This is a genomic window from Catellatospora sp. NPDC049609, from assembly GCF_040675365.1.
GTDB lineage: Bacteria > Actinomycetota > Actinomycetes > Mycobacteriales > Micromonosporaceae > Catellatospora.
Map to the genome: position 1 here is coordinate 55,216 of NZ_JBFAOU010000001.1, position 24,453 is coordinate 79,668.

Below are 24,453 nucleotides of genomic sequence, written 5' to 3' on the forward strand. Positions count from 1 at the left end.
CGTGACGGCGTGGGAAGGACTGATTCGACCGCTTATGTGCATAGAGTTGTCGGTCGGTCCTTCGGCGGACCCGCGACCGGGGAGTTGTCCATGAGCATGGCATTGCCGCACATCCGTGTCCTGGCCCGGCGCCTGCTCTGGGCGCTGCTGGCGATCCACGTGCTCAGCCTGGCCAGCAACTTCCTGTTCCACGGGCTCGGCTACGGCCGCAAGGTGCACGCCGCGATCTGGCTCGCGACGTTCTTCAACGTCGACGAGCAGCAGAACCTGCCGGCCTGGTTCTCGGCCGGGGTGCTGCTGCTGACGGCGTGGATCCTGTGGGAGGTCGCGGGCGCGGCCGGCGCCGTCGGCGAGTACCGGTACGTGCGGCACTGGCGCATCCTCAGCGTGGTGTTCGCGCTGCTGTCGCTGGACGACATGACCGACGCGCACCGCGTGCTGCGGGTCGGGGCGCTGGCCGCGCTCGGCAACGCGTCGTCCTGGCTGCTGGTGGCCGCGCCGCTGGTGCTGGTCTTCGCGGTGGCGTACGTGCCGTTCCTGCTGCACCTGCGGGCGCGGACCCGGTGGATGATCTGCGGGTCGGCGGCGGCGTTCGTGATCGGCGTGACCGCCGTCGAGGCCGTGGGCATGCTGACCGGCCGCAACCTGCTGGCCCACCTGCCCGGCCAGGAGCTGACCGGCGCGGCGTACCTGCGCTACCTGGTGGCGGCGTCCACCGAGGAGCTCATCCAGGGCGCCGCCGTCATCGCGTTCCTGTACGCCGTGGGCACCTGCCTGCACCGCTACCGGGAGCTCGCCGAGACCGACGCGGCGCCGCCGCAGCAGCCCGGCGCCCGCGAGGGCCGGGGCGCGGTGGTTTCCGCCTTCCGCGGCCCGCGCCCGCAGCCGCGAGTCTGAACGCCGCCGCGCGGACCGGGCGCGCCGCCGACCGCATCACAGGTTTCTCCAAGCTTGGCCGACTGTCCATGACCGCGGCACGGCGCGCCCTACCGTGGTCACATGCGAATCGTCCGGATAGTCGGAGTCGGCGTCCTCTCCGCCACCCTGCTCGCCGGCTGCCTGCCGGGGTTCGGCGGGTCCGCCGACGTGGGGCTCGGCGGCATCGGCGATCCGTACTTCCCGACCTACGGCAACAGCGGCTACGACGTCACCCGCTACGGGCTGAAGGTCAGGTTCGACCCGGCCACCGGACGGCTGGACGGGACCACCACCGTGCAGGCCACGGCCACCCAGCAGCTCGACCGCTTCCACCTCGACCTCTACGGCCTGACCGTGAGCGGGGTCACCGTCGGCGGCCGCCCCGCCCACGCCGCCCGCGAGGGCGACGAGCTCGTGATCACCCCGGCCGCGCCCGTCGCCAAGGGCGCCGCGTTCACCGCCGAGGTCACCTACGGCGGGCGGCCCGCCGACACCCCCGATCGCGACGCCGAGAACAACGGGTTCTTCACCAGCCGCCGCGGGGCCGTCGCGGTCGGCGAGCCGCAGTCGGCCGCGGCCTGGTTCCCGGTCAACGACCACCCTCGTGACAAGGCCCTCTACGACATCGAGCTGACCGTGCCCGACGGCTACAGCGGGATCAGCAACGGCCTGCTGCGCGGGCGCACCCAGCGCGACGGCTGGCAGACGTGGCAGTGGGAGGTCACCTCGCCGATGGCCTCCTACCTGGCCCTCATGGCCGTCGGCCGGTACCGGGTCGCCCAGGGGGAGCACAAGGGCAAGCCGGTGATCACGGCGATCGCCGAGAAGGTGCCGGTGGGGGAGGCCGACCGCAACCTGGCCCGCTCGCCGGAGGTCGCCGACTTCCTGGAGACGATCGCCGGGCCGTACCCGTTCGACGCGTACGGCGGGGTCGTGGTGGCCGAGCGCCGGGTCGAGGACGAGATGGAGAGCCAGACCCGGCCCGTCTACACCGCGCAGACCTGGGCGGACGGCCCTGACACGGGCATCCTCGCCCACGAGTTGGCCCACCAGTGGTTCGGCAACAGCGTGTCGGTGGACACCTGGCGCGACATCTGGCTCAACGAGGGCTTCGCGACGTACGCCGAATGGCTGTGGCTGGAGCACGACGGCGGCCCGAGCGTGCAGCAGCAGTACGACCAGCGCTACGCCGACCGCGGCTCGGACCTGTGGCAGGTCCCGCCGGGTGACCCGGGCCGGGAGGAGATCTTCTCGGACAGCGTGTACGAGCGCGGCGCGATGACCCTGCACGCCCTGCGCAAGCTCGTCGGCGACGAGACGTTCTTCGGCATGCTGCGCACGTGGACCGACCGGCACCGCGACGGCAACGCCGGCACCGCCGACTTCATCGCCCTGGCCGAGCAGGCCGCCGGGCGGCGGCTTGACGGGTTCTTCGACCAGTGGCTCTACACCAAGGGCCGGCCGTCCTGAGCGCACCCGACCGGGGATTCCCCGGCGTGCACCTGCCGGGATCGCGCGCAATCAATTGCTAACTTTAGCAACTTCAGATTCTCTGTAGTCTGAGGTGGTGGCGCGAACAAGTCACGCGACGACCGACCGGCCCGCCCCCACGCGACCCACCCGCACGGGCGGGTACGGTTTGCTGCAACAGGGGAGGTGGATCGGTGAGCAAGCCGCTGTATCAGGCCAAGGCGGAGTTCTTCAAGGCGCTGGCGCACCCGGCCCGCATCCGTGTGCTGGAGCTGCTCTCCGAGCGCGAGCACTCAGTCGGGGAGATGCTGCCCGAGGTCGGCCTCGAGTCGGCCCACCTGTCCCAGCAGCTGGCGGTCCTGCGCAAGATGAACCTGGTGGTGACCCGCAAGGAAGGGTCGACCGTCTACTACTCGCTGGTCAGCCCGCAGGTCGCCGAGCTGCTCGCCGTCGCGCGCCGCATCCTCACCGAGGTCATCGCGACCCAGGTCGGGCTCCTGGACGATCTGCGCGCCGCGCAGGCGGGCAGCCACGTCTAGCCGCTCCCCGGCACCGATCCGCCCGGCGGGAAGTCCCCGCCCGCTCCCGAGCGCGGTGGCGATGACGTCCCCCGGCGACGCGAGCGTCGGACCGCACGCACACCCCGGACAGGACGCGGCGGCGATCGTCCACCTCTTCGCCTGCCTGGCCTGCGCCGACGACGAGCGGGCACCCCAGCAGGCGCAGCCGGGCGGCCCGGCCGGCGAGCGCTACCGGCAGGGCGTCGCGCACGGCCGGCGGGTGGAGCAGGAGCTCGTGGCGCGCCTGGCCGCGATGGCCGCGGGCCGGCGCCGCACGCCCGTGCACATCCCGTACGACCCGGTCCGGGCCGCCGACGCCGACTACCGGCGGGGCATGGCCGCCGGGCGGCGCATCGTGCACGAGTCGGTGCTGGTCTCCCACCGCATGATCACGGGGGAGGCCTGCCCGGTGTGCGCGGGCACGGGCACGTCCGGCCACCACGACGCCTGCCGGTACGCCTGAGCCGCCCGGCGGGCTAGCGCTGTTCGGGCAGGGCGGCGTCGGGGGCGTCGGCGGGCCGCTGGTACACGTCCGGGATGCCGTCGTGGTCGGCGTCGACGGCCTCGGCCTCCGCCAGCCGGCGGTAGGCCCGGTCGCGCAGGCGCAGCACCACGGCCGCGGGCAGCGCCGCGGCCAGCGAGCCGGCCAGCACGGCGATGGTGGCGTCCGTGGCAGTGGCCGAGCCGGGCCCGAACGCCAGATCGGTGATCAGCAGCGAGACCGTGAAGCCCATGCCGGTCAGCATCGCCAGCCCGGCCACGTCGGCCCAGGACAGGCCGTCGTCGAGCCGCGCCGCCGTGAACCGGGCGACGAGCACGGTCGCGGCCAGCACCCCGATCACCTTGCCGACCACCAGGCCCGCGACGATGCCCACCGACACCGGCGAGGACAGGGCGGCGGCGAGCCCGGCCGGGCCGCCCAGCGGCACCCCGGCGGTCAGCAGCGCGAACACCGGGACGGCCAGGCCCGCCGAGATCGGCCGGAGCCGGTGCTCGAACCGCGCGGCCATGCCGTCGCCGGCCGCGCCGCGCCCGCCGCGGGGCAGGACGGGGACCGTGAACGCGAGCAGCACGCCCGCGACGGTCGCGTGGACGCCGGACGCGTGCACCAGCGCCCAGGTGGCGAACGCCAGCGGGACCAGCAGCCACGGCGAGCTCCTGCGGAGCTGCGCGGCCAGGGCGAAGGCGGCCAGCGGCAGCAGCGCCGCGACCAGCGGCAGCGGGTGCAGGGTCTTGGTGTAGGCGAAGGCGATGATGACGATGGCGATGAGGTCGTCGACCACGGCCAGGGTGAGCAGGAACGTGCGCAGCGCCGACGGCAGGTTGCGCCCGACGACGGCGAGCACGGCCAGCGCGAAGGCGATGTCGGTCGCGGTGGGGATCGCCCAGCCCTGCAGCGCGGCGGCGTCGGCCCGGTTGACGGCGGCGTAGATGAGCGCCGGCACCAGGACGCCGCCCGCCGCGGCGGCGACGGGCACCACGGCGCGGCTGGGCCGGCGCAGGTCTCCGGCGACGAACTCGCGTTTGAGCTCCAGCCCGGCTACGAAGAAGAAGACGGCCAGCAGCCCGTCGGCGGCCCATACGCCCAGCGGCAGGTGCAGGTGCAGTGCCTGCGGCCCGACCGAGTATGCGCGCAGCGCCTGGTAGGTGGGCGCCCACGGTGAGTTGGCCCAGACCATCGCGATGACGGCGGCACCGAGCAGCAGGGCGCCGCCGACGGTCTCCAGGCGCAGGATCGCGGTCAGCCGCCGGAGCTCGGCCCAGGAGCCCCGCCCGAAGATGACGTTCCCGCGGGTGGGCTCGATCATGGCGGGTCTCCTCCGGTCAGGCGGACAGAACTCGCCGACCAGACTTCCCGGCACACCGCGTCCCACTCTACCGGCAAGATCGCCCGGCCGGGCGATCCGGGCGCCTGCCAGGACCGGCGGGACCGGCTTCCCGTCGGGCGGGCGGGACTTCGCGCGCGGCGGTTTCCGCAGGTCGAGCGCGGGGCATGCCTAACGTAGGACGCGGCGTCTCGTGCCGCGTCCGCTCGGCCCGGTGCGGGTGCGAGTCCCCGGCGAGGTCAGGAGGCAGACGATCATGAATGAGCCCCAGCAGCAGCCCCCCGGCACGCTCCAGGCGATGGAGCACAAGCCCGACCACGGGGAGCAGAGCTACCAGGGGAGCGGGCGGCTGGCGGGCAAGCGGACCGTGATCACGGGCGCGGACAGCGGCATCGGCCGCGCGACCGCCATCGCGTTCGCGCGCGAGGGAGCCGACGTGGTCATCGCGTACCTGAGCGAGCATGAGGACGCTCGCGAGACCGCCAAGCTGGTCGAGGACGCGGGCCGCAGGGCCGTGCTCGTCCCCGGCGACCTGTCCCGGCGCGCGGACTGCAAGGCGCTGATCGACACGGCGGTCCGCGAACTGGGCGGGATCGACGTGCTCGTCAACAACGCCGCGTACCAGATGACCCACGAGAGCGTGGAGGAGATCTCCGACGACGAGTGGGAGCACACCTTCGACGTCAACATCACCGCGATGTTCCGGCTGGTGAAGGCGGCGCTGCCGCACCTGGCGGCGGGAGCCTCCATCATCAACACCGCGTCGGTCAACTCCGACATGCCGCGGCCCACGCTGCTGCCGTACGCCACGACGAAGGGCGCGATCGCGAACTTCAGCGCGGGGCTGGCCCAGCTGCTGGGCGAGCGCGGGATCCGGGTGAACAGCGTCGCGCCCGGTCCGATCTGGACGCCGCTCATCCCGTCCACGATGCCGCCGGAGCACGTCGCGGAGTTCGGGAAGAACACCCCGCTGGGCCGGCCCGGCCAGCCCAAGGAGGTCGCACCCGTGTTCGTGCTGCTCGCCTCGGACGAGGCCAGCTACATCTCCGGCGCGATGGTGCCGGTGACCGGCGGCAAGCCGATCCTCTGACGCCCGCCCGGCGCCGTGCGCCACCTCGTCGGGGTGGCCGCACGGCGTCCGGCGTGCCCGGCCGGCTCAGTCCGGAGGCTCGCCGACGGAGTCGGGCTCCTCGCGGGCGAGCCGGTCGCCGAGCGTGCCGCTCCGGCGCTGACCGCCGGCCGTGGTGCCGTAGTCGTCCATGCCCTGCGGCGGAGTGTCGCGGTCGCCGGGCATCGTCTGCGGGTCGCGGTCCGGCTCGTCACCCGTGGAGACGTGCCGGTCCTGCGCGACCTGGTCGTCGGCGTGCTCGGGCAGGTCGCCGTCGGACGGCTCGGGCAGCGGCTCCGCCTCGGGCGGCGGCTCGAAGTCCTCGGCGGGCGGGGTGAACCTGGATTCGCTCATGTGTGGCCCCGTACCCGGCCGGCCGGCATCTCACACGCCCGGCCCGGTGCACCGGCGGCCTTCAGGACAGGACGTCCATCGCGGTCTGCTCGGCCCGCTGCCACAGCGCCGCGTCGGCGAACGCGGTCTCCACGTCCGTGTCGGCGTCCATCCCTTCCGGCGGTGCCAGCGTGCCGGCGCCGAACACGTCCACCACCCGCGGGTCGACGTACGACGCGCGGGCCACCGCCGGGGTGTTGCCCAGCAGCTGCGACGCCGCGCGCATGGCGTCGGCCACCGCCCGCCTGCGCCCCGTGGCCGTCGCGCACCGGCCCGCCGCGCACAGGCTCACCAGCGCGGCGACCGTGCCGTGCCAGGTGCGGAAGTCCTTGGCCGTCACGTCGGCCCCGCTGATCTCGCTCAGGTAGTCGTTGACGTCGCCGCTCTTCACGTCACGCCAGGCGCGCCCCTCGCGGTAGGCGAACAGCTCCTCCCCGGGATCGGCACGGCGCAGCAGCGCCCGCACCACCGCCGCGACCGCGCCGTCCTCGACGCTCACCGTCGCCTCAACGCCGCCCTTGGCGGGAAAGCTCATGGTGAGCTCGTCCCCGCGCACCTTGACGTGGTCGCGCCGGATCGTCGCCAGCCCGAACGTCGCCTCGCCCAGGTCGGGGTCGTCGACGGCGTACTGCTCGCCGCCCACCCGCACCGCCGTACGGTCCAGCAGCCGGACCGCGGCGGCGAGCACCCGCCGCCGCGACAGGCCCCGGCCGGACAGGTCCTGCTCGACCTGCGCGCGCAGCCGCGGCAGCGCGGCGGCGAGGTCGGCCAGGTGCGCGAACTTCTTGCGGTCGCGCTGGGCCCGCCACTGGTCGTGGTAGCGGTACTGCCGGCGGCCGGCCGCGTCCACCCCGACCGCCTGGATGTGGCCGCGCTCGTCGGGGCTGATCCAGACCTCCTGCCAGGCCGGCGGCACCGCCAGCGCGGCGATGCGCGCCAGCGTGGCCCGGTCGGTCACCCTGTCGCCCTCGTACGAGTACGAGAAGCCGCTGCCCCGGCGGCGGCGGGTGATGCCGGGGCGGGAGAGGTCACTACGGCGCAGGCGCATGGTGCGCTCATACCCGACCCGCAGACCGCTCAAGCCGGCAGTCGACCGCCGCGGTCGGGCTGCCCGGAGTCCTGGGCCAGGCGCGCGCAGCACGCGGCGAGCTCCCGCAGCCAAGCGGTGGCCTGCTCCGGGTCGGGCGTGGTCAGCCCGTACAGGTCGGTCACCGCGCGCGCCGCGCCGACCCCGTCGCCGTCGAGCAGCGTGGTGCACGCCCGCGCGGCCGCGTAGTCCCACCAGGCCTGCCGGTCCGTGCGCTGCAGCGGCCAGCCGGTCTCGAACCGGGTGAGCCGGCGGTACGCCGCGTCGCACGCGCCACGCATCCGGGCCGTCTCCTCCGGCGACGCCGCCTGCCCGGCCGCGGCCACGGCCAGCGGCCCCTGCCACGACGGCGGGATCAGGGTCACGTCGACGCGGTCCAGCGCGTCGAGCACGACCGTCCGCTGGACGTGCTCGTCCGCCCCGGCCCCCGGTAGCCGCGACACGGCGTGCCCGAGCTCGGCGAAGACCTCGGCGTCGGGGAAGGTCACCCAGCTGTCCAGCTCGCTGAAGGCGTGGGCCAGGTCGGCGGGCGCGCCCGCGGCGCCCAGCGCCACCGCGCGGCGCGGGCTGATGGTGCGGCCGCGGGTGAGCAGGCCCGCGGCCGGTCGGAGCCGGACCCGCCGGTGTGGGGCCGACCTGTGGTGGAACCCCAGGTCAGGCGCCCAGCACCAGCGGTCGGGCCGTACGGCGTGGGGGATCAGCCCGCCGTACGGGCCCGTCGACGGCACCGGCGGGCAGGTGTGGCTAGCAGCGCCCTGGCGGTTCGTCGATCCGGTCATGGCCGCCGCCTACCGGGACCGGTCGGCGGCGAAGGGGATCTTCGGCAACTCCTTCGCCGGATCACCCGCGGGGTGGGTCCACAGGCCCCGCTCGCGCAGGATCGGCAGCACGCCCTCGCCGAACCAGTACGCCTCCTCGACGTGCGGGTGTCCGGACAGGATGAACTCGCTGATGCCGAGGTCGGCGTACTCGGCGATGCGGTCGGCGAGCTCGGTGTGGCTGCCGACCAGGGCGGTGCCGGCGCCGCCGCGCACCAGGCCGACCCCGGCCCACAGGTTCGGCGCGATCTGCAGGCTGTCGCGCTTGCCGCCGTGCAGGGCGAGCATGCGCTTCTGCCCCTCGGACTCGCTGCGGGCAAGGCCGGCCTGCACCGCGGCGATGTCGTCGTCGCTGATGCCCTCCAGCAGCTTGCGGGCCTGGGCCCAGGCCTCGTCGGCGGTGTCGCGGGCGATGACGTGCAGCCGGATGCCGTAGCGCAGCTCGCGGCCCTCGTCGGCGGCGAGCTTGCGGATCCAGTCCAGCTTCTGCGCGACCTGCGCGGGCGGCTCGCCCCAGGTGAGGTACACGTCGGCGTGCCTGGCGGCGACGGGTCCGGCGGCCTGCGACGAGCCGCCGAAGTAGATCGGCGGGACCGGGTCGGGCACGCGGGGCAGCGAGGCGCCTTCGACCCGCAGGTGCTCGCCGATGTGGTCGACCGTGCCGCCGCGCCACAGCGAGCGGGTGATGTGCAGGAACTCGTCGGCACGGGCGTAGCGGGCGTCCTTGTCCAGCCAGTCGCCGTACGCCCGCTGCTCGTGGCTCTCGCCGCCGACGACGACGTTGAGCAGCAGGCGGCCGCCGGAGTGGCGCTGGAACGTGGCGGCCATCTGCGCGGCCAGCGTCGGGGACAGCAGGCCGGGCCGGAACGCGACCAGGAACTTCAGCCGCTCGGTGACCTCGGTGAGCATGGCGGTGGACAGCCACGCGTCCTCGCACCAGCCGCCCGTCGGGGTGAGCGCCCCGACGAAGCCCAGCTGCTCGGCGGTGCGGGCGATCTGGCCGAGGTAGGCCAGGGTCGCGGGCCGGGCGCCGCCGGCGACCCCGGCGGGCAGGCCGTGGCCGCCGCCGACGATGAAGCGGCTGTCGCCGTAGGTGGGCAGGAACCAGTGGAAGGTAAGCGGCGAGGGAGCCGACATGGAGCTGGCCATGACCGGGATGCTGGCACGTCCAGGTCGAGCGGCACAATCCATCGAGCGAATATTTCATATTATTTCTATGGGAGATGCAGGCTGTGTATGATTCCGATCGCCCGCCGGGTGACACCTGACCGGGTATCGGGGACGAGTGAACGTCGCGTTCGGACGTCGGGCCGTGCCATCGTGGAGATGCCGCGTCCGCAGGTGCCCACCGGTCGCGTGTGGCCTCGGCATCCGCGCCCGCTCGCCCCTGCACCCCTGGAGTGTGATGTCAGCGCCACCGCCCTACCGTGCCCCGAAGTCGACGATCGATCCCGACCAGAGCAGGTCATGGCTGCGGCGCGCGCTGCCGGTGGTGCTGGCGCACCGGTGGCTGCTGCTCACCTCGCTGAGCCTGTCGCTGGTCGGGCTGCTGGTGCAGGTGCAGATCCCGAACGTGATGCGGCTGGGCATCGACGACGCGCTGGTCGCCCGCACGGCAAGCCTGGAACGGTACGTGTGGTGGCTGGCCGGGCTCGCGGTCGCGCAGGGGTTCGTCAACTACCTGGCCCGCCGCTACCTGCTGCGCACCGCGTACGAGATCGAGTACGACCTGCGCAACATCATGTACACGCACCTGATCCGGATGCCGTACGGCTTCTACGACCGGGTGCAGACCGGCGAGCTGATGTCGCGGTCCAGCTCGGACATCCGGGCGGTGCAGATGTACCTGGCGTTCGGGCCGTCGATCCTGGTGCAGTGCCTGATCGCGGTGTTCGCGTTCGGGCTGATGCTGTCGATCGACGCGCCGTTGGCGGTGGTGGCGATGGCGACGATGCCGGTGATCGCGCTGATGGGCGTGTGGATGCGCAAGGCGATCTTCCCGGTGTCGTGGCTGATCCAGGCCCGGCTCGCCCGCGTCGCCACCACCGTCGACGAGGCGATCAACGGGGTGCGCATCGTCAAGGCGTTCGCGGGCGAGCAGCGCCAGGTGACCCTGCTGGCGTCCGCGGCCGACAGCGTGCGCTGGGCGTACCGGCGCGACGCGCACATCCGCAGCCGCTGGTCGCCGACGCTGGAGAACCTGCCCCGGCTCGGCCTGGCGATGGTGCTGCTGTGCGGCGGCTGGATGGTGATCGAGGGGCACACCTCGGTCGGCGCGATCGTCGCGTTCAACTCGTACGTGCTGATGCTGCAGCCGCCGTTCCGCATGCTCGGCATGATGATCATGATGGGCCAGCGGGCCGCCGCGTCCGCCCAGCGCATCTACGAGGTCCTCGACACCCGCAGCGAGATCACCGAACGGCCCGACCCGGTCCGCACCCGCATCCGCGGCGACGTGGAGCTCACCGGGGTCGAGTTCGCGTACCCGGACGGCACCGTGGCGCTGAGCGGCCTGGATCTGCGCATCCCGGCCGGGACCACGGTCGCCGTCGTGGGCCGCACCGGCTCCGGCAAGTCCACCATCGGCAAGCTGCTCGCCCGCTACTACGACACCACCGCCGGGCAGGTGCTCGTCGACGGCCGCGACGTGCGCGACTACGCCCTCGACACGCTGCGCGCGCAGGTCGGCGTCGTCCCCGACGAGCCGTTCCTGTTCTCGGTGTCCATCCGCGACAACATCGCCTTCGGCCGCCCCGACGCCCCGCTCGCCGACGTGGTCGCCGCCGCCGAGGCCGCCGGGGCCGACGGGTTCGTCCGCGCCCTGGCCGACGGCTACGACACCGTCATCGGCGAGCGCGGCTACACCCTGTCCGGCGGGCAGCGCCAGCGCGTCGCCATCGCCCGCGCGCTGCTGGTCAACCCGCCGGTGCTGGTGCTCGACGACGCCACCAGCGCCGTCGACGTCCACGTGGAGCAGCGCATCCACGACGCCCTGCGCGGCCTGCTGCACGGGCGGACCACGATCATCGTCGCGCACCGGCTGTCCACCATCGCCCTGGCCGACACCGTCGTGCTCGTCGACGGCGGCCGCGTCGCCGCCCAGGGCACCCACGCCGAGCTGCTGGCCACCGAGCCCCGCTACAGCGAGGTGCTGGCCACCCTGCACGCCGACCGCGGCAGCGGCATCGACCAGGAGGTGGCGGCATGAACAGAGGCACGACGGCGCGCGGGGAGGGCGGCTCATGAGCATGTTCGGCGGCGGTTTCGGCGGGCCCGGCGCCGGACCGGGCTCCGGACCCATGGGCGGGCTGTCCGCCGTCGGCGCCGGCCGTGGCGCGCGCCGCGGCGGCGACGCCGGGCTGCCCTTCGCGGGCATCCCCGACGAGCTCGCCGAGGGCGTACGCCGGCTGGAGGAGAGCGAACCGGATCACGGCACCTCGGCCGACCGCTTCACCCACCGGCCCGGCGACGACCCGCCGCTGAGCATGCTCGGCCTGCTCACCCGCAGGCGCGGGCTGTTCCTGGCCGCCTGCGCGACGATCCTGGCCGAGACCCTGCTGCTGCAGGCCGGGCCCTACCTGGTGCAGGTCGGCATCGACCACGGCATCGTCGCCCGCGACCTGCCCGTGCTGCTGTGGTCGGCCGGCGCGTTCGTCGCCGCGGTGCTCGCCGGGTGGGTGGCCACCACCGCCCGCATGCGCCAGACCGGCCGGCTCGCCGCCGACGGCATGCGCGACCTGCGGGTACGCGTCTTCGCGCACCTGCAGCGGCTGTCCATGGACTACTACACCGACGAGAAGGCCGGAGTCATCATGACCCGGATGTCGTCGGACATCGAGTCGCTGCAGCAGCTGCTGCAGGAGGGCCTCGCCCAGTTCGCGGTGCAGGGCCTGACCATGCTCGTGGTCACCGCCGTGCTGGTCCACTACGACGCCGGGCTGGCCGCGATCACGATGCTGCTGGTGGTGCCCGCGCTGCTCGCCGCGTCGCTGTGGTTCCGCCGCGCCTCCGACGTCGGCTACGCCCGCCAGCGCGACACCATCGCCGCCATGTTCACCGACCTCGCCGAGAGCCTGCACGGCGTGCGGGTGGTCACCGCGCACCACCGCCAGGAGCGCAACATCGCCCAGCACCGGACCGTGGTCGGCCGCTACCGCGACGCCAACGACTTCACCGGTCACATCAGCGCGATCTACGGCCCCGGCACGTCCGTCATCGGCATGCTCGGCATGGCCGCGCTGCTGCTGATCGGCGGGCGGATGGTGCTGCGCGGCGAGCTCACCGTCGGCGTGCTGACGGCGTTCGTGCTGTACCTCAACGCTTTCTTCGCCCCCGTGCAGCAGCTGGTGCAGCTCTACACCAACTACCAGCAGAGCCGCGCCGCGGTGGCGAAGCTGAGCGGGCTGCTGGCGCTCGCGCCGTCGGTGCCCGAGCACGCCGACGCGCGCACGCTGCCGCCGGTGGCCGGCGGGATCGTGTTCGAGCACGTCACCTTCGGGTACGACCCGGCCCGGCCGGTGCTGCGCGACATCACCCTGCGCATCGAGCCGGGGGAGACCATCGCCTGCGTCGGCCCGACCGGCGCGGGCAAGTCCACCCTCGCGAAGCTGGTCACGCGCCTGCACGACCCCGACTCCGGCCGGGTCCTCATCGACGGGCACGACCTGCGCGAGGTGAGCCTGACCTCGCTGCGCCGCCAGATCGGGGTGGTGCCGCAGGAGCCGTTCATGTTCGCCGGCTCGATCCGGGACAACATCGCCTTCGCCCGCCCCGAGGCGTCCGACGACGAGATCTGGGCCGCCGTGGACGCCGTCGGGCTGCGGGAGCTGGTCGAGCGGACCCCGGCGGGGCTGGACACGCCGCTGCACGAGCGCGGCCAGTCCGTGTCCTCCGGCCAGCGGCAGCTGCTGGCACTGGCTCGGGCGTTCCTGGCCCAGCCGCGGGTGGTCGTGCTGGACGAGGCGACGTCCAACCTGGACCTGCAGTCCGAGCTGCGGGTGGAGCACGCCCTGGACCGGCTGCTCGAAGGCCGCACCGCGCTGCTCATCGCGCACCGGCTGTCCACCGCGATGCGGGCCGACCGGATCGTGGTGCTCGACGAGACCGGCGTCGTCGAGATCGGATCGCACGCCGAGCTGCTGGTCGCCGAAGGCCGGTACGCGGACATGTTCGCGACCTGGGCGAGCCACCAGTGAAATAGTCTATAAATCCGGTAGGAGATGATGACTTTATGCGTACCTGCTGCTAGCGTCGGGCCATGAGCGCCAGACGATGTCCCCGGTGACGACCCTCGACCCCCACCCCCCTCCCGGAAGAGGCACGTCATGACCCTCACCGCCCTGCCCACCACCACCATCGCCGAGTCCACGCCCGTCGGCGGCATCGAACTGCACCGCTACCTGGGCCTGCTGCGCCACCACGCCACCACGGTCACCGTCGTCACCGTGCCCGGCCCGGCCGGCGGCGGCCCGGTCGGCTTCACCGCCACGTCGTTCACGTCGGTCTCGCTGCGGCCGCAGCTCGTCTCGTTCGCCCTCGACCGCGACTCCACCAGCTGGCCCGCCGTCTCCCGCGCCCGGCACGCCGCCATCCACCTGCTGGCCGCCGACCAGGAGCAGCTCGCCCGCACCTTCGCCACCCGCGGCGTCGACCGCTTCGCCGACCTCGCGACCTGGCGGCTCGGCCCGTACGGCGTGCCACTGCTGCACGGCACGCTCGCCACGCTGACCTGCGAGATCGTCGAACGCATCCCGGTAGGGGATCACGCGGTCGTCATCGGGCGGCCGGTCCGCGCCGAGGAACGCGCCGGCGAGCCGCTGCTCTACCACCAGGGCGACTACACCCAGCTCGCGTCCTGACGGCGCCGCAAGGGGGTGGGCGCGGGCTTGCGGACGGCGCTACAGTCCGGGTCATGGATGCGGAGAATGAGGAGCGCGTGCCCACCGAGAAGTGGCGCACCCTGCCAGAGCGCGTCGACCCCGCGGAGATGGTGGAGACGGTCGACCCCGACCCCCAGGTCGAGCAGATCCGGGCGGTCAACTACGGCTCGGAGTTCATCCGGATAGACCACGGCTGAGCCGGGCGCGTGACGTCTGCTGTCCGCCGGGCAGCAGACGGCCCGTCGAGTGACGGGGCGCCAGGACTTCCGCGACCACATTGTCCGCGCCGCCACCAGGCCGCCTGATCGCCCGGCGGCAGGTCGTCGGCGGTGGCCGGATTCGCCTAGACTCCGGCGGATGATCGTGAGGAAGGCCGGCGTGGCGGATGTGGCGGCGCTCGCCGAGCTGCGCGGTATCGCATCCGACGCCCTCCCGGCGTACGCCGACTGGGTCGCCGCCCACGCCGAGACGCATCTGCCGTTCGTGGCCGAGATCGACGGGTACGTGGTCGGCATGGCCTGGCTGCTCGTCGCCGAGCGGGTGCCCGGCAGCAAGGCGCCCGACCGGCGGTACGGCGACGTCCAAGCCGTCGAGGTGCGCGAGGCGTACCGCAACCGCGGCATCGGCGGCGAGTTGATGGCCGCGATCCTGGACGAGGCCCGGCACCGGAACCTGCTGCACGTCTCGGTCCATTCCGGCCGCCGGGCGGTGGACTTCTACCTGCGCAACGGTTTCAGCCACCACCGTCAGCTGCTGCTGTGGGAGCCCGCCTAGCGCGGCACGCGCCGTTCTCCGGTGACCGCGCCTCGGCCGGCGCCGCTGCGACAGCCGGTGATCGGAACGTGAGCCGCGGTCGCGCACACCGGAGAACGTGCCGCGGGCACACTCGATTCGGGATGGCGTGGCTGCCGGAGAGGGGCCTGCGCACCAGATTTGTCCAGATAGGCCGATAGGAGCCAGGGGCGCGTTCGGTCAGTCGTCCGAGGTGTTGGCGGGCTCCGGGATCTCGTGCGGGCGGTAGTTGGGGAGCCTGCTCGCGGGCAGGATGGCGAGCGCGCTGATCGCGGCGAGGAACAGCAGGCCCAACCGGAGCGCGTTGAGCCGGGCGCGGGTGTTGATCGCCACCGCCGCCTCGACCTGCGCCGGGGTGGCGTCGGTGCGCGACAGCACCTCGCGCAGCCGGTCGTTGCTCACGAAGTTGACGTTGTCGAGGTCGACCTGCGCGATCAGCGAGTCGGGCAGTTGCACGTCGCGGACCACCGCCTGCCCGACGTTGACGCTCAGCAGCGTCACCAGCAGGGCCCCGGCGACGGCGGTGCCGACCGCGGAGGCGAGGTTCTGCGTCGTGCCGCGCACCGAGCCGACGTCTCCCGCGAGCTCCTTGGGCGAGGCGGTGACCAGCACGTTGAACACGAGGGTGACCAGGGCGCCCTGTCCGGCGCCGAACACGATGAGCCCGACGATGGTCGGCAGCGTCTCCCAGTTGTTGGTGACGACGAACGACAGCCACAGCAGCGCGACGGTGGTCAGGATGAAGGCGCAGACACCGATCGTGCGCGGTGTGAACCTGCGGTAGAGCCGGACCACGGCCAGGGCCGCGACGAAGACGGTGAGGTTGAACGGCATCATCGCCAGCGCCGTGTCGAACGGCGTGCGGCCCTGCACGATCTGGGTGTAGAGCGGCACGGTGAAGTTGAGCGCGGCCTCCAGCGCGACGACGGTGAACATGGCGTACACGGCGGCGCGTTCCTGCGGCGAGCCCAGCACGGACAGGCTCACCAGGGGGACCCGCCCGGTCTCGGTGCGCCGCCGGGTCCAGACGAAGAATCCCTGGCCGAGGATGATGCCGGCGACGATGAGCAGCGGCGCGGGGGAAACGCCGAGGACGTCGAAGGGCGCCCCGGCGTCGGCGGTGAGCAGGCCCCACCCGTTGAGGTTGTTGAAGCCGAGGGTGAGCATGACCACGGCCGCGCCGATCAGCAGCGCGCCGACCAGGTCGATGGTGACCGCCGGGTTCCCGTGGTCGGAGCGGAGCGTGAAACTCAGCGCGAAGACCACGGCGGCGATGACGAGCAGGATCGCGAAGACCGGCCGCCAGCCGACGAGGGTGCCCAGCGCGCCGCCGATGAAGAAGGCGCTGACGCCGGAGATGGCGCGGGCCGAGCCGAGCGAGCCGATGGCGGTGGCCTGCTGGGTGCCGTGGTAGTTCTCGGCGATGAGGGCGACCAGCGACGGCACGATGATCGCGGCGGACGCCCCGGCGAGGGCCTGCGCGGCGATGACCCACCCGACCGTCGGCGCGAGCACCATGCCCAGCTCGGCGACGGCGAACAGGGCGACGACGGCGCGGAAGACGCGCACCCAGCCGAGCCGCTGGCCGATCTTCGCGCCGACCATGACCAGCGCCGCGACGGCGAGGCCGTACGTGACGATGGCGGTGCTGACGGCGGTGGGCGGCACACCGAAGTCCTCGACCATGCCGCCGATGGAGACGGGCAGCGCGGCGACGTTGAACGACATCAGCACCTGGGCGAGGAACAGGCAGATCATCGGCGTCCACGACGCCCGGGTCGCGGCGGCGGGGCGCGCGGCGGTGGTGGTCATGTGCTGCTCCTGCCGTCGGGTGTCCGGACGTCGGACGCGAACACGTTGAGCCCCAGCGCCCGGGACAGGTACGCCGTCGCGCGCTGGCCGCGCACGCTGTTGCCGGCGCCGTCCAGCCGCGGGGAGAACGTGCCGATGCCAGCCTTGCCCGGCGCGACGGTGACGATCCCCCCGGCGACCCCGGACTTGCCGGGCACGCCGATCTCGTAGAGCCACTCCCCGGAGCGCTCGTAGAGGCCGCTGGCGGCGAGGACGGCCAGGGTGTCCTGGCAGACCGACGCGGCGACGACGCGCTCGCCGGTGACCGGGTTGACGCCGCCGTCGGCGAGGGTCGCGCCCATCACCGCGAGGTCGCGGGCGCTGACGAGCAGGGCGCACTGCCTGGTGTACACGTCGACGACGGCGAGCGGGTCGGTGTCGATGCGGCCGTAGCTCTCCAGGAGGCGGGCGATCGCCCGGTTGCGCTGGTTGGTGGCGGCCTCGGACGCGTACACCTGCTCGTCGAGCGGCAGCGGGCGGCCGGCGAAGCGGGCCAGTCCGTCCTGGATGAACGTCCACTTCGCGGCGGGGGTCGCGCCCGGCACCAGCGCGGTGGTCGCGAGCGCTCCCGCGTTGACCATGGGGTTGCGCGGGTGGCCGTCGTTGAGCTCGACGGCCATCACGGAGTTGAAGGGCAGGCCGGTGTTGTCGACGCCGACCCGGTCCAGGACGACCTGGTGACCGACCGCGTCGCAGACCAGGGCGTACACGAAGGCCTTGGAGATCGACTGGATGGAGAACGGGTGGTCGGCGTCGCCGGCGAGGTGGATGCCGCCGTCGACCTCGGCGACGCACACGCCGAACAGTTCGGGGTCGACCTCGGCCAGGATGGGGATGTAGTCGGCGACCTCGCCCGCGCGCAGGTCGCGGTTGCGGTGCCAGGCGGCGGCGACGAGCTCCTCGACCCGGTCCCAGCCGGGCAGGGTGCCGGTGGACACGGCCTGGCCGACATCGCCGACGTCCAGCTCCACCCCTCACCCCCGCCACGGACACGTTCCGCACGCCATTCTAGGTGCGACGGTGTCCGGTGTGGCGTGATTTGTATGTTTCGACGACCTGGAGGCGAACCTGTGCGCGCAGCCGTGCTCAGTCCCGCGTCGGCACGCCGGCCGCGCCGTCGCGGACCTGGCGGTACTCGCGGACCAGCAGGACGATCAGCAGCACGCTGAGCACCAGGTGCCCGGTCGCGGTGTAGAGGCCGGGGAAGTACGCCCAGCCGCTGATGATCGGGAACGCGAAGTGCGAGATCGCGTTGATCAGGCCCGCGCCGAGCGCGTAGAACCACAGCATGTAGTTGGCCACGCGCACCTGGAACAGCGCGCCCGCCCCCGCCAGGCACCACAGCGCGCCGAACCCGAACACGAAGGTCAGCAGGAAGCTCCGCTCGCTCCACGACCGCGGCGAGTCGAACAGCTCGACGATCTCGTGCGGGAAGCCGCCGGTGTACTCCTCGGCCATGTGTACCAGCTGAAACGCCACACAGCACAGGTACACCGCCACGATCCGGCGCGACCGCACCGGATGCCGGTACGTGGTGAGCAGCCACGCGACGTAGGACACCGTCGACGCCGCCACCAGGATGGCGGCGGGCTGCACCGGGATCGTCGCGAGCATCCACACGTCGAACCCGGCGACGAGCAGTGCCACCACGATCGCCGAGTACGGCTCGACGCGGCGACGCGCCGGGGCCTGGGCGTCGGCCTCATGGATGGCTGTCATGCGCTGCTCCTCCGTCGCTCGACACTCCACATTGGCGGTTCGTGCTCGATCTTCGTACCACGTGGTGGCGGGCCGGACAACCGGGCGTGGGCGCGCCCGGTGCCCGTCCGCTCAGGTGACGAACACGGTGAACGCGGCCCGCTGCGGCTTGCCCGCCACCTGGAAGTCCATGAACAGCCGGTACTCGCCCCGGTTGGCGAACTGGACGTGGAAGGTCAGCTCCTCGGCGGCCGGGTGCAGGTGGGTGAGCGCCTGGGTGCGGACCTCGAACGCCGACATGTGCGCCAGCGCGCCGAGATACGGCTCCAGGCTCGCCCCGGGGACCTCGAAGCGCAGCAGGCTGGACCGCCCGACCCGCAGGTGTGCCGTGCCGTCCAGGCGGTTGACCACGTACTTTCCGGCGGTGACGCTGGACGGCGCGGGTGCGGGCAGCGGCGCGAGCTTCGTGTCGCCCGGGATGATGAAGTGCAGCCCGAGCGTGGTGGTGTGCCCGGCGACGTCGCCGCCCTGCGGCACGAATTCGGCGTAGAACCGGTAGGCGCCGCCGTCGGTGATGTCGACGGTGGTCGTCCAGGTGTCGCCGCGCAGCTCCGGGTGCAGGTGCTGGTAGCCGCTCAGGTCGTCGCGGACCAGGTAGAGGTGCAGCGGCTTGGTCTGCAGCGTCTCGTACCCGGTCTGCGGGGTGCCGTCCGGCCCGTGGATGCGGAACGCGACCGGCACCGCCCTGCCCCGCTTGGCCGGCAGCGTGACGGCCCGCATGAGGTAGCCGTCATGGCTGTCGGACAGGCCGTCGCCGTGCAGGCTGGGCGACGGCGACGGCAGGGGCGCCGCCGCCGTCGGCACGGGTGGTGCCGACCGTCCGGGCAGGACGGTCAGCACGTACGCGACCGTGGCCAGGAAGGCCACGCCCAGCACCAGGTAGGGCCTACTGTTGCGTGATCTTGACATCGTCCACGCCGGCTTCGACGAGGCTCGCGCCGGAGGCGTCGGCCGCCGTGACCAGGATGCGCACCGACTGGCCCGCGTACGCGGAGATGTCCCAGGTGCCGGTGGCCCAGGCGCCGTCACGGTCGGTCGCCCCGGCGGCCTGCTGGAACAGCTGCGTCGTGCCGCCGTTGTGCACGATGCTGACCCGGAAGTAGTCGGCGCTGGACGCGTTGTTGCCGTGCGCCAGATACCACGACATCGACACCTTGAGCACGCCGCTGCCGGGCAGGGTCACCGCGGGCGAGCGGATGCTGGTGACGCCGCCGTCGATGTCGTACGCCCCCGCGCTGGACCCGGCGAGCCGGCCGGTGACCAGGTCGTTGGTGCCGCTGACGGTGGTGCCGACCTGCTTGACGCCGCTGGAGTTGGTGGCCTCCGGGTCACCGCGCTCCCAGGTGCCCGAGGTGGCGGTGTCCGTGGCGTTGGGGTTGACCGTCCAGCCGGTCGCGGTCTCGAAGGTGTCGCTCCACACCGTCGTGGTGGGCGGCTCGACCACGGGGTTGTGCTTGACCAGGACCAGGCCCTGCTCGATGCCGCTGATGGCGATGGTGCCGCTGGCGAAGAACGGGTAGACGTTCCAGGCGCCGTTGAAGCCGGTGTTGTTGGCGGCCGGGTAGATGTCGAAGTAGGCGATCTCCTGCAGGTTGTTGGAGGCGATGCTGGTGATGTCGAGGATGCGCAGGCCCGCGCGGTAGCTGGCCTGGTAGACCTTGTTGCCGATGATGTACTGGTTGTGGTCGGTGGCCTGGATCGTCGGGGACGTGTAGACGCCGGTGTTGACCGGCGCGTTCAGGTCGGAGACGTTCCAGATGAAGGTCTTCGTGCCGGGCAGGTCGGAGTCGAGCTCGTCGTCCATCAGCAGCCGGCTGTGGTCGCCGGTGAGCCAGCCCTGGTGCGAGTAGGCCACACCGTTGTAGGTGGTGCGCGACAGCTGCACGGGCGCGGCCTTGTTGGTGACGTCGACGATGGTCAGGGTGTCCACGTTGTAGTTGAAGCAGATCTCGCGCCCGGTGTAGGTGGTGTCCGGGCCGTGGTAGACCACGCACTGGTTCTCGTGGGTGTACCCGTCGTTGCTGACGCAGCCCGCGTTGACCGGTGACTTCGGGTTCTGCACGTTGACCATGTGCACGCCGCCGTTGCAGGTGTTGGTGCCGACGGCGTAGATGAAGCCGGTCTGCTCGTTGACCGCGAGGGTGTGCGAGTTGCCGAAGCCGGTGTAGCGCGCGTCGGCGGTGAACGTCTGCGGGGTCGTCACGGTGCGCAGCCGGGTCAGGTCGAACACCTGCATGCCGTGGGTGCTGATGCTGTCCGCGCCGATGTAGGCGTGGTTGGCGTACACCTTGACGTCGCGCCACGAGCTGGACGTGCCGTTGTACGACGGCAGGTTGCCCAGGTAGACCGGCGCGGTGGGGTTGCTGACGTCGATGAAGGAGGCGCCGGTGCTCCGGCCGAAGATGATGTACTCCTTGCCGGTCGAGGAGTCGGTCCAGCCCCACATGCTGTTGCCGTTGCCGCCGCCCATGCTGCCCAGCGGCAGGACGCTGAGCAGGTCGACGTTGCGGCAGGGGTACGTCCCGGCCATGCCGCCGGTGCAGGCCGTCGCGGCGAGGGCGCTCGCGCCCTCCGGGGCGCGCACGGCGGGTTCGTAGTTCTCCATGATCCGCCGCAGTTCCTCGCGGCCCTCGGGCGAGTTCGGGTCGTGGGCCCAGGACGCGGTCGCCGACAGGGTCAGGGCGAGCAGGCCAGCCACGACGCCGGCTGTTCGCAGGACACGTCGCATGGTGGGGGACTCCCTTCGGTGGGGGAGCCTCATCGTCACATGCGAATGTTTCAACCACAACGAGCGTCGGGAGGATGCCGCCGGAGCCGTCGCCGCCGCAGCTCGTGGTCAGCCGTCCGACCACACCGGCAGGAGCCCGCCGTCGGCCGCGTAGAACAGGAACGGCCGCAGCTCGGGTGACGCGGTCAGCGCCCGGTGGAGCGCGTGCGGGTCGCCGCCCGCGACGGCCAGGAACGGCTGCCCGGCGATGAGCCCGCGCAGGCCGGATACCGGCCACTCGGCGCCGAGCAGCCTGCGCAACCGGGCGAGGATCGCGACGGCGTCCGGCGGCACGCGGTCGACGTGGATGTCGGCGGTGGTGGGCAGGTCCCAGCCGGCCACCGCCGGGTTGCGACGGCAGCCGAGCAGGTGCGCGGTCGCGGCGCCCGCCGGGCGCGGCACGCCGGGGCGGCTGCGCCACCATCGCAGGTCCACGGTCAGCTCGCCGGCGTCCGGCAACCGGTCCAGGTCCAGGTCCGGGTCCCCGGTCGGTGCCGGGCCGCCGGCGGCGACTGCGGCGACCTCGTCCGGCAGCACGACGCCGTGTGCCTCGACGTAGTGGGCCAGGCCCTCGGGCCAGATGAAGTGCGCCCCGTCGGTCTGCTCGGTGTTGCCGTTGCGGCCACCGCACAAGCGGCACCGCGAGATGCCCGCCGCGGCGGCGCGGACGGTGCCGGATCGCAGATAGGCGGCGACGGACCGCTGCACTGCGGGGTCGGCGGCGGCGTCCACGAACTCGCAGACGTCGGGGAGCCCGTCGGGCGCCGCCGGGCCGTCCCAGTACCCGATCAGCCGGAGCGCCCTGGTCATCGCCGTACCTCCGCCCGCCGGAACCGGTCGCTCACGGTAGCAGCGGTGGCGGTGGTCCCCGCGCCACGGCTGTTCACAAAGAGATAATATATTTCTATTCATCCCTCATTGTCGGCGGATTCCGCCGGCTGTAGCGTCGCGTCCGCGGCATACCGAGCGCCGCGGAGACGGGACGGTGCCATGATCGAGGCGGGAATCGACCGGCGGGGCGTGCTGCGCGGGCTCGGCGCCGCGGGGCTCGGCGCGGCCACCGGCTGGGCGCTGGGCGCGCCGGCCGCCGCGGCCGCCGCGCCGCCCAACGTGATCGTCGTGCTCATCGACGATCTCGCCCGCCGCGAGCTGGGCTGCTACGGCAACACCTTCAACGAGACGCCGCACATCGACCGGCTGGCCGCCGACGGCACCCGCTTCACCGCCGGGTACGTGGCCGCGCCGGTCTGCTCGCCGACCCGGGCCAGCATCATGACGGGGCAGTACCCGGCGCGGGTGGGCATCACCGAGTTCCTCGGCCCGTCCGGCGACGACTTCCTGCCGGCCGGCTTGCGCACCCTGCCCGCGACGCTGCGCGACGCCGGCTACCGCACCGGGCTCGTCGGCAAGTGGCACCTGACCGAGACCTACGCCGGGCCGGTCCGCGAACGCCCCGGCAACCCCTGGTCGCACGGGTTCACCGACGTCATCGCCTCGGAGCAGAAGTACATCGCCGGGGGCGACTACTTCCACCCGTACTTCATGCTGCCCGACCTGCCGCAGCGCTTGGCGAACGAGTACCTCACCGACCGGCTCAACCTGGAGGCGGTCGACTTCATCACCGCCGCGCACCAGCAGGGCACGCCGTTCTACCTCCAGCTCGCGCACTACGCCACCCACACGACGCTGGCCGCCCCGCAGGCACTGGTCGACAAGTACGCGGCCAAGCCGAACGCCGGGGACAAGGGCCGCAGCCCGGTGCTGGCCGCGATGCTGGAAGTCATCGACGACGGGGTCGGCGCGATCCGGGCGACGCTGGACCGGCTCGGCATCGCCGGCAACACGGTGATCCTGCTGCTGTCGGACAACGGCGGCGACGGCGGCGTCGCCACCAGCGCTCCCTTCCGCGGGGCCAAGGCCAGCCTGTACGAGGGCGGCGTGCGGGTGCCGATGATCGCCTACCACCCGGCCGGGCCGGGCGGGCGCGTCGTGGACACCCCGTTCAGCACGGTCGACATCATGCCGACGGTGCTCGGCACCACCGGTGTGGCCCCGCCCGCCGGCGCGCGGTTCGACGGGGTCAGCTTCGCGGGGCTGCTCACCGGCGGCGCGGCGCCGCAGCGCGACACCCTGTTCTGGGTGTACCCGCACTGGCACAACCCCGGCGCGCCGACCGCGTCCGTGCGCCGCGGGCGGCACAAGCTGCTGCGCTACCTGCACGACGGGCGGACCGAGCTGTACGACCTCGTCGCCGACCAGGGCGAGACCACGAACCTGGCCGCCGACCTGCCCGACAAGGCGCAGGAGCTGCGGGCGGCGCTGGACGCGCACCTGCGCGACGTCGACTTCTTCCCGCCCGAGCCGTCACCGGCCAACCTGCCGGTGCTCGTGGTCGAGCGGGAGTTCGACACCGGGCTGGGCGGCTTCACCGTGCTGGCGCCCGGTCCGGAGCAGCGCGCCGGGACGGTCGCGGCGGCGGGCGGTCTGCTGACCGTCGCGGCCGGGGGCGCACCGGCGTTCGCGCTGCTGCGCTCCGATGTGGCCGCCACGCACACGAACGTCGCGGCGATCGTCAGCCAGCGCTACTACGCGAACGCGGCGGCGACGAGCCAGGACAGCCTGTTCGCCGGGCTGGTCAAGGACGCGGGCAACTACGTGCTGGCCTGGTACAACCACAAGCTCAAGCGGGCAGGGTGGGACGTGCGGATCGGCGGCGCGCTGACCGGCGAGCGCGTCACCCAGCTCGACGGGAAGATCAACTATCCCGGGCCGAACGCCCGGCTGGCCTGCGTCCTGCACCGCGACGAGATCACCGCCTACGCCATCGCCGCCGAGGGGTGGCAGTACCTGTTCACCGCCGACGTCGGCCGCCACGTGCGCCTGGACGACCCCTCCGTGCGCGCGCAGTACCGGTACGGCTTCGGCGTCCGGCTCGACGGCGGCACACTCGCGGTGGAGCGCTTCGCCGTACGCCGCCGCTGATCCGGTGGTCGGGCATCGGCGGTGGTGGAGATCGCGGTTTTCGGTCCGGAACCGCGGTCTGACCAGGCTTTCCGACCCGAACCGGAGATCTGCACCGTCGCGGTGTGGCGGAAAAGTGGGGCAGGTCACATGCGCGCGGTGGGGAAGGTCGGCGGCTGTTGGGGTTTGCGCTGCGCGGGAGTGCTCCGCAAGGGATGCTGGTGATGCCGTGGGGCTCCCTGGAGGGGGTGGCGGTACTCCCCTC

22 protein-coding genes are annotated in these 24,453 nt (G+C 72.8%); 11 read left to right on the forward strand and 11 right to left on the reverse strand.

The features are described 5' to 3' along the window. The first annotated feature begins 90 nt into the window (after window positions 1–90). The 4 genes from AB0J67_RS00225 to AB0J67_RS00240 all read left to right on the forward strand — a co-directional run bounded on the left by AB0J67_RS00225 (window position 91) and on the right by AB0J67_RS00240 (window position 3,411). Window positions 91–897 (forward strand): hypothetical protein, encoded by an 807-nt coding sequence (locus AB0J67_RS00225; RefSeq protein WP_363474578.1) that lies wholly within the window; start codon window positions 91–93, stop codon window positions 895–897. A gap of 102 nt (window positions 898–999) precedes the next feature. Then, complete coding sequence (locus tag AB0J67_RS00230) at window positions 1,000–2,388, forward strand: M1 family metallopeptidase (RefSeq protein ID WP_363474580.1); 1,389 nt, start codon at window positions 1,000–1,002, stop codon at window positions 2,386–2,388. A gap of 194 nt (window positions 2,389–2,582) precedes the next feature. Beyond that, complete coding sequence (locus AB0J67_RS00235; protein WP_363474582.1) at window positions 2,583–2,927, forward strand: metalloregulator ArsR/SmtB family transcription factor; 345 nt, start codon at window positions 2,583–2,585, stop codon at window positions 2,925–2,927. Window positions 2,928–2,988: 61 nt separating this feature from the next. Further along, a complete protein-coding gene (locus tag AB0J67_RS00240) occupies window positions 2,989–3,411 on the forward strand; it encodes a hypothetical protein (RefSeq protein ID WP_363474584.1) in 423 nt (140 codons plus the stop codon). A 13-nt stretch (window positions 3,412–3,424) separates the two neighbouring features. On the opposite strand, the gene nhaA is transcribed toward AB0J67_RS00240, so the two are convergent. Beyond that, on the reverse strand, window positions 3,425–4,756 hold the full coding sequence (gene nhaA / locus AB0J67_RS00245; protein ID WP_363474586.1) for a Na+/H+ antiporter NhaA: 1,332 nt from the start codon (window positions 4,754–4,756) through the stop codon (window positions 3,425–3,427). A 274-nt stretch (window positions 4,757–5,030) separates the two neighbouring features. Here nhaA and AB0J67_RS00250 point away from each other — a divergent pair, with 274 nt between their 5' ends. After that, window positions 5,031–5,864 (forward strand): glucose 1-dehydrogenase, encoded by an 834-nt coding sequence (locus AB0J67_RS00250; RefSeq protein WP_363474588.1) that lies wholly within the window; start codon window positions 5,031–5,033, stop codon window positions 5,862–5,864. Window positions 5,865–5,930: 66 nt separating this feature from the next. Here AB0J67_RS00250 and AB0J67_RS00255 read toward each other — a convergent pair whose 3' ends face one another. The 4 genes from AB0J67_RS00255 to AB0J67_RS00270 all read right to left on the reverse strand — a co-directional run bounded on the left by AB0J67_RS00255 (window position 5,931) and on the right by AB0J67_RS00270 (window position 9,329). Continuing rightward, complete coding sequence (locus AB0J67_RS00255) at window positions 5,931–6,236, reverse strand: hypothetical protein (protein ID WP_363474590.1); 306 nt, start codon at window positions 6,234–6,236, stop codon at window positions 5,931–5,933. Window positions 6,237–6,297: 61 nt separating this feature from the next. After that, the gene (locus AB0J67_RS00260) at window positions 6,298–7,356 is read right to left on the reverse strand and encodes a DNA topoisomerase IB (RefSeq protein ID WP_363474592.1); all 1,059 of its coding nucleotides are present in this window, start codon (window positions 7,354–7,356) and stop codon (window positions 6,298–6,300) included. Next, window positions 7,353–8,141: a hypothetical protein gene (locus AB0J67_RS00265; RefSeq protein WP_363474594.1), complete on the reverse strand. Its 789-nt coding sequence runs from the start codon at window positions 8,139–8,141 to the stop codon at window positions 7,353–7,355. The genes AB0J67_RS00260 and AB0J67_RS00265 overlap by 4 nt, the downstream gene beginning before the upstream one ends. 9 nt (window positions 8,142–8,150) lie before the next feature. Continuing rightward, the gene (locus AB0J67_RS00270) at window positions 8,151–9,329 is read right to left on the reverse strand and encodes an LLM class flavin-dependent oxidoreductase (protein ID WP_363474596.1); all 1,179 of its coding nucleotides are present in this window, start codon (window positions 9,327–9,329) and stop codon (window positions 8,151–8,153) included. Between the two features lie 256 nt (window positions 9,330–9,585). Between AB0J67_RS00270 and AB0J67_RS00275 the strand changes: the two genes are divergently transcribed. The 5 genes from AB0J67_RS00275 (at window position 9,586) to AB0J67_RS00295 (ending at window position 14,833) form a co-directional block, all read left to right on the forward strand. Continuing rightward, window positions 9,586–11,388 (forward strand): ABC transporter ATP-binding protein, encoded by a 1,803-nt coding sequence (locus AB0J67_RS00275; protein ID WP_363474598.1) that lies wholly within the window; start codon window positions 9,586–9,588, stop codon window positions 11,386–11,388. A 34-nt stretch (window positions 11,389–11,422) separates the two neighbouring features. After that, window positions 11,423–13,375, forward strand: coding sequence for an ABC transporter ATP-binding protein (locus AB0J67_RS00280; protein WP_363474599.1), 1,953 nt, complete (start codon window positions 11,423–11,425; stop codon window positions 13,373–13,375). Window positions 13,376–13,504: 129 nt separating this feature from the next. Then, window positions 13,505–14,038, forward strand: a complete 534-nt coding sequence (locus tag AB0J67_RS00285; RefSeq protein WP_363474601.1) for a flavin reductase family protein — start codon at window positions 13,505–13,507, stop codon at window positions 14,036–14,038. A 53-nt stretch (window positions 14,039–14,091) separates the two neighbouring features. After that, a complete protein-coding gene (locus AB0J67_RS00290; RefSeq protein WP_363474603.1) occupies window positions 14,092–14,256 on the forward strand; it encodes a hypothetical protein in 165 nt (54 codons plus the stop codon). A gap of 160 nt (window positions 14,257–14,416) precedes the next feature. Next, window positions 14,417–14,833 carry a GNAT family N-acetyltransferase gene (locus AB0J67_RS00295; RefSeq protein WP_363474605.1) on the forward strand — a complete coding sequence of 139 codons (417 nt, stop codon included), beginning with the start codon at window positions 14,417–14,419 and terminating at the stop codon, window positions 14,831–14,833. Between the two features lie 198 nt (window positions 14,834–15,031). Here AB0J67_RS00295 and AB0J67_RS00300 read toward each other — a convergent pair whose 3' ends face one another. The 6 genes from AB0J67_RS00300 to AB0J67_RS00325 form a co-directional block, all read right to left on the reverse strand. Next, on the reverse strand, window positions 15,032–16,663 hold the full coding sequence (locus AB0J67_RS00300) for an MFS transporter (RefSeq protein WP_363474607.1): 1,632 nt from the start codon (window positions 16,661–16,663) through the stop codon (window positions 15,032–15,034). Next, entirely contained in the window at window positions 16,660–17,673 is a 1,014-nt protein-coding gene (glsA, locus tag AB0J67_RS00305) for a glutaminase A (protein ID WP_363474609.1), read from the reverse strand. The genes AB0J67_RS00300 and glsA overlap by 4 nt, the downstream gene beginning before the upstream one ends. Before the next feature lie 115 nt (window positions 17,674–17,788). Beyond that, on the reverse strand, window positions 17,789–18,421 hold the full coding sequence (locus tag AB0J67_RS00310) for a hypothetical protein (protein WP_363474611.1): 633 nt from the start codon (window positions 18,419–18,421) through the stop codon (window positions 17,789–17,791). A gap of 111 nt (window positions 18,422–18,532) precedes the next feature. Next, on the reverse strand, window positions 18,533–19,336 hold the full coding sequence (locus AB0J67_RS00315; RefSeq protein ID WP_363474612.1) for a hypothetical protein: 804 nt from the start codon (window positions 19,334–19,336) through the stop codon (window positions 18,533–18,535). Between the two features lie 10 nt (window positions 19,337–19,346). Then, on the reverse strand, window positions 19,347–21,188 hold the full coding sequence (locus tag AB0J67_RS00320; RefSeq protein WP_363474614.1) for a choice-of-anchor B family protein: 1,842 nt from the start codon (window positions 21,186–21,188) through the stop codon (window positions 19,347–19,349). Window positions 21,189–21,296: 108 nt separating this feature from the next. Then, window positions 21,297–22,037 (reverse strand): hypothetical protein, encoded by a 741-nt coding sequence (locus tag AB0J67_RS00325; RefSeq protein ID WP_363474616.1) that lies wholly within the window; start codon window positions 22,035–22,037, stop codon window positions 21,297–21,299. 180 nt (window positions 22,038–22,217) lie between these two features. Here AB0J67_RS00325 and AB0J67_RS00330 point away from each other — a divergent pair, with 180 nt between their 5' ends. Continuing rightward, on the forward strand, window positions 22,218–24,209 hold the full coding sequence (locus AB0J67_RS00330) for a sulfatase (protein WP_363474618.1): 1,992 nt from the start codon (window positions 22,218–22,220) through the stop codon (window positions 24,207–24,209). Window positions 24,210–24,453: the final 244 nt, after the last annotated feature.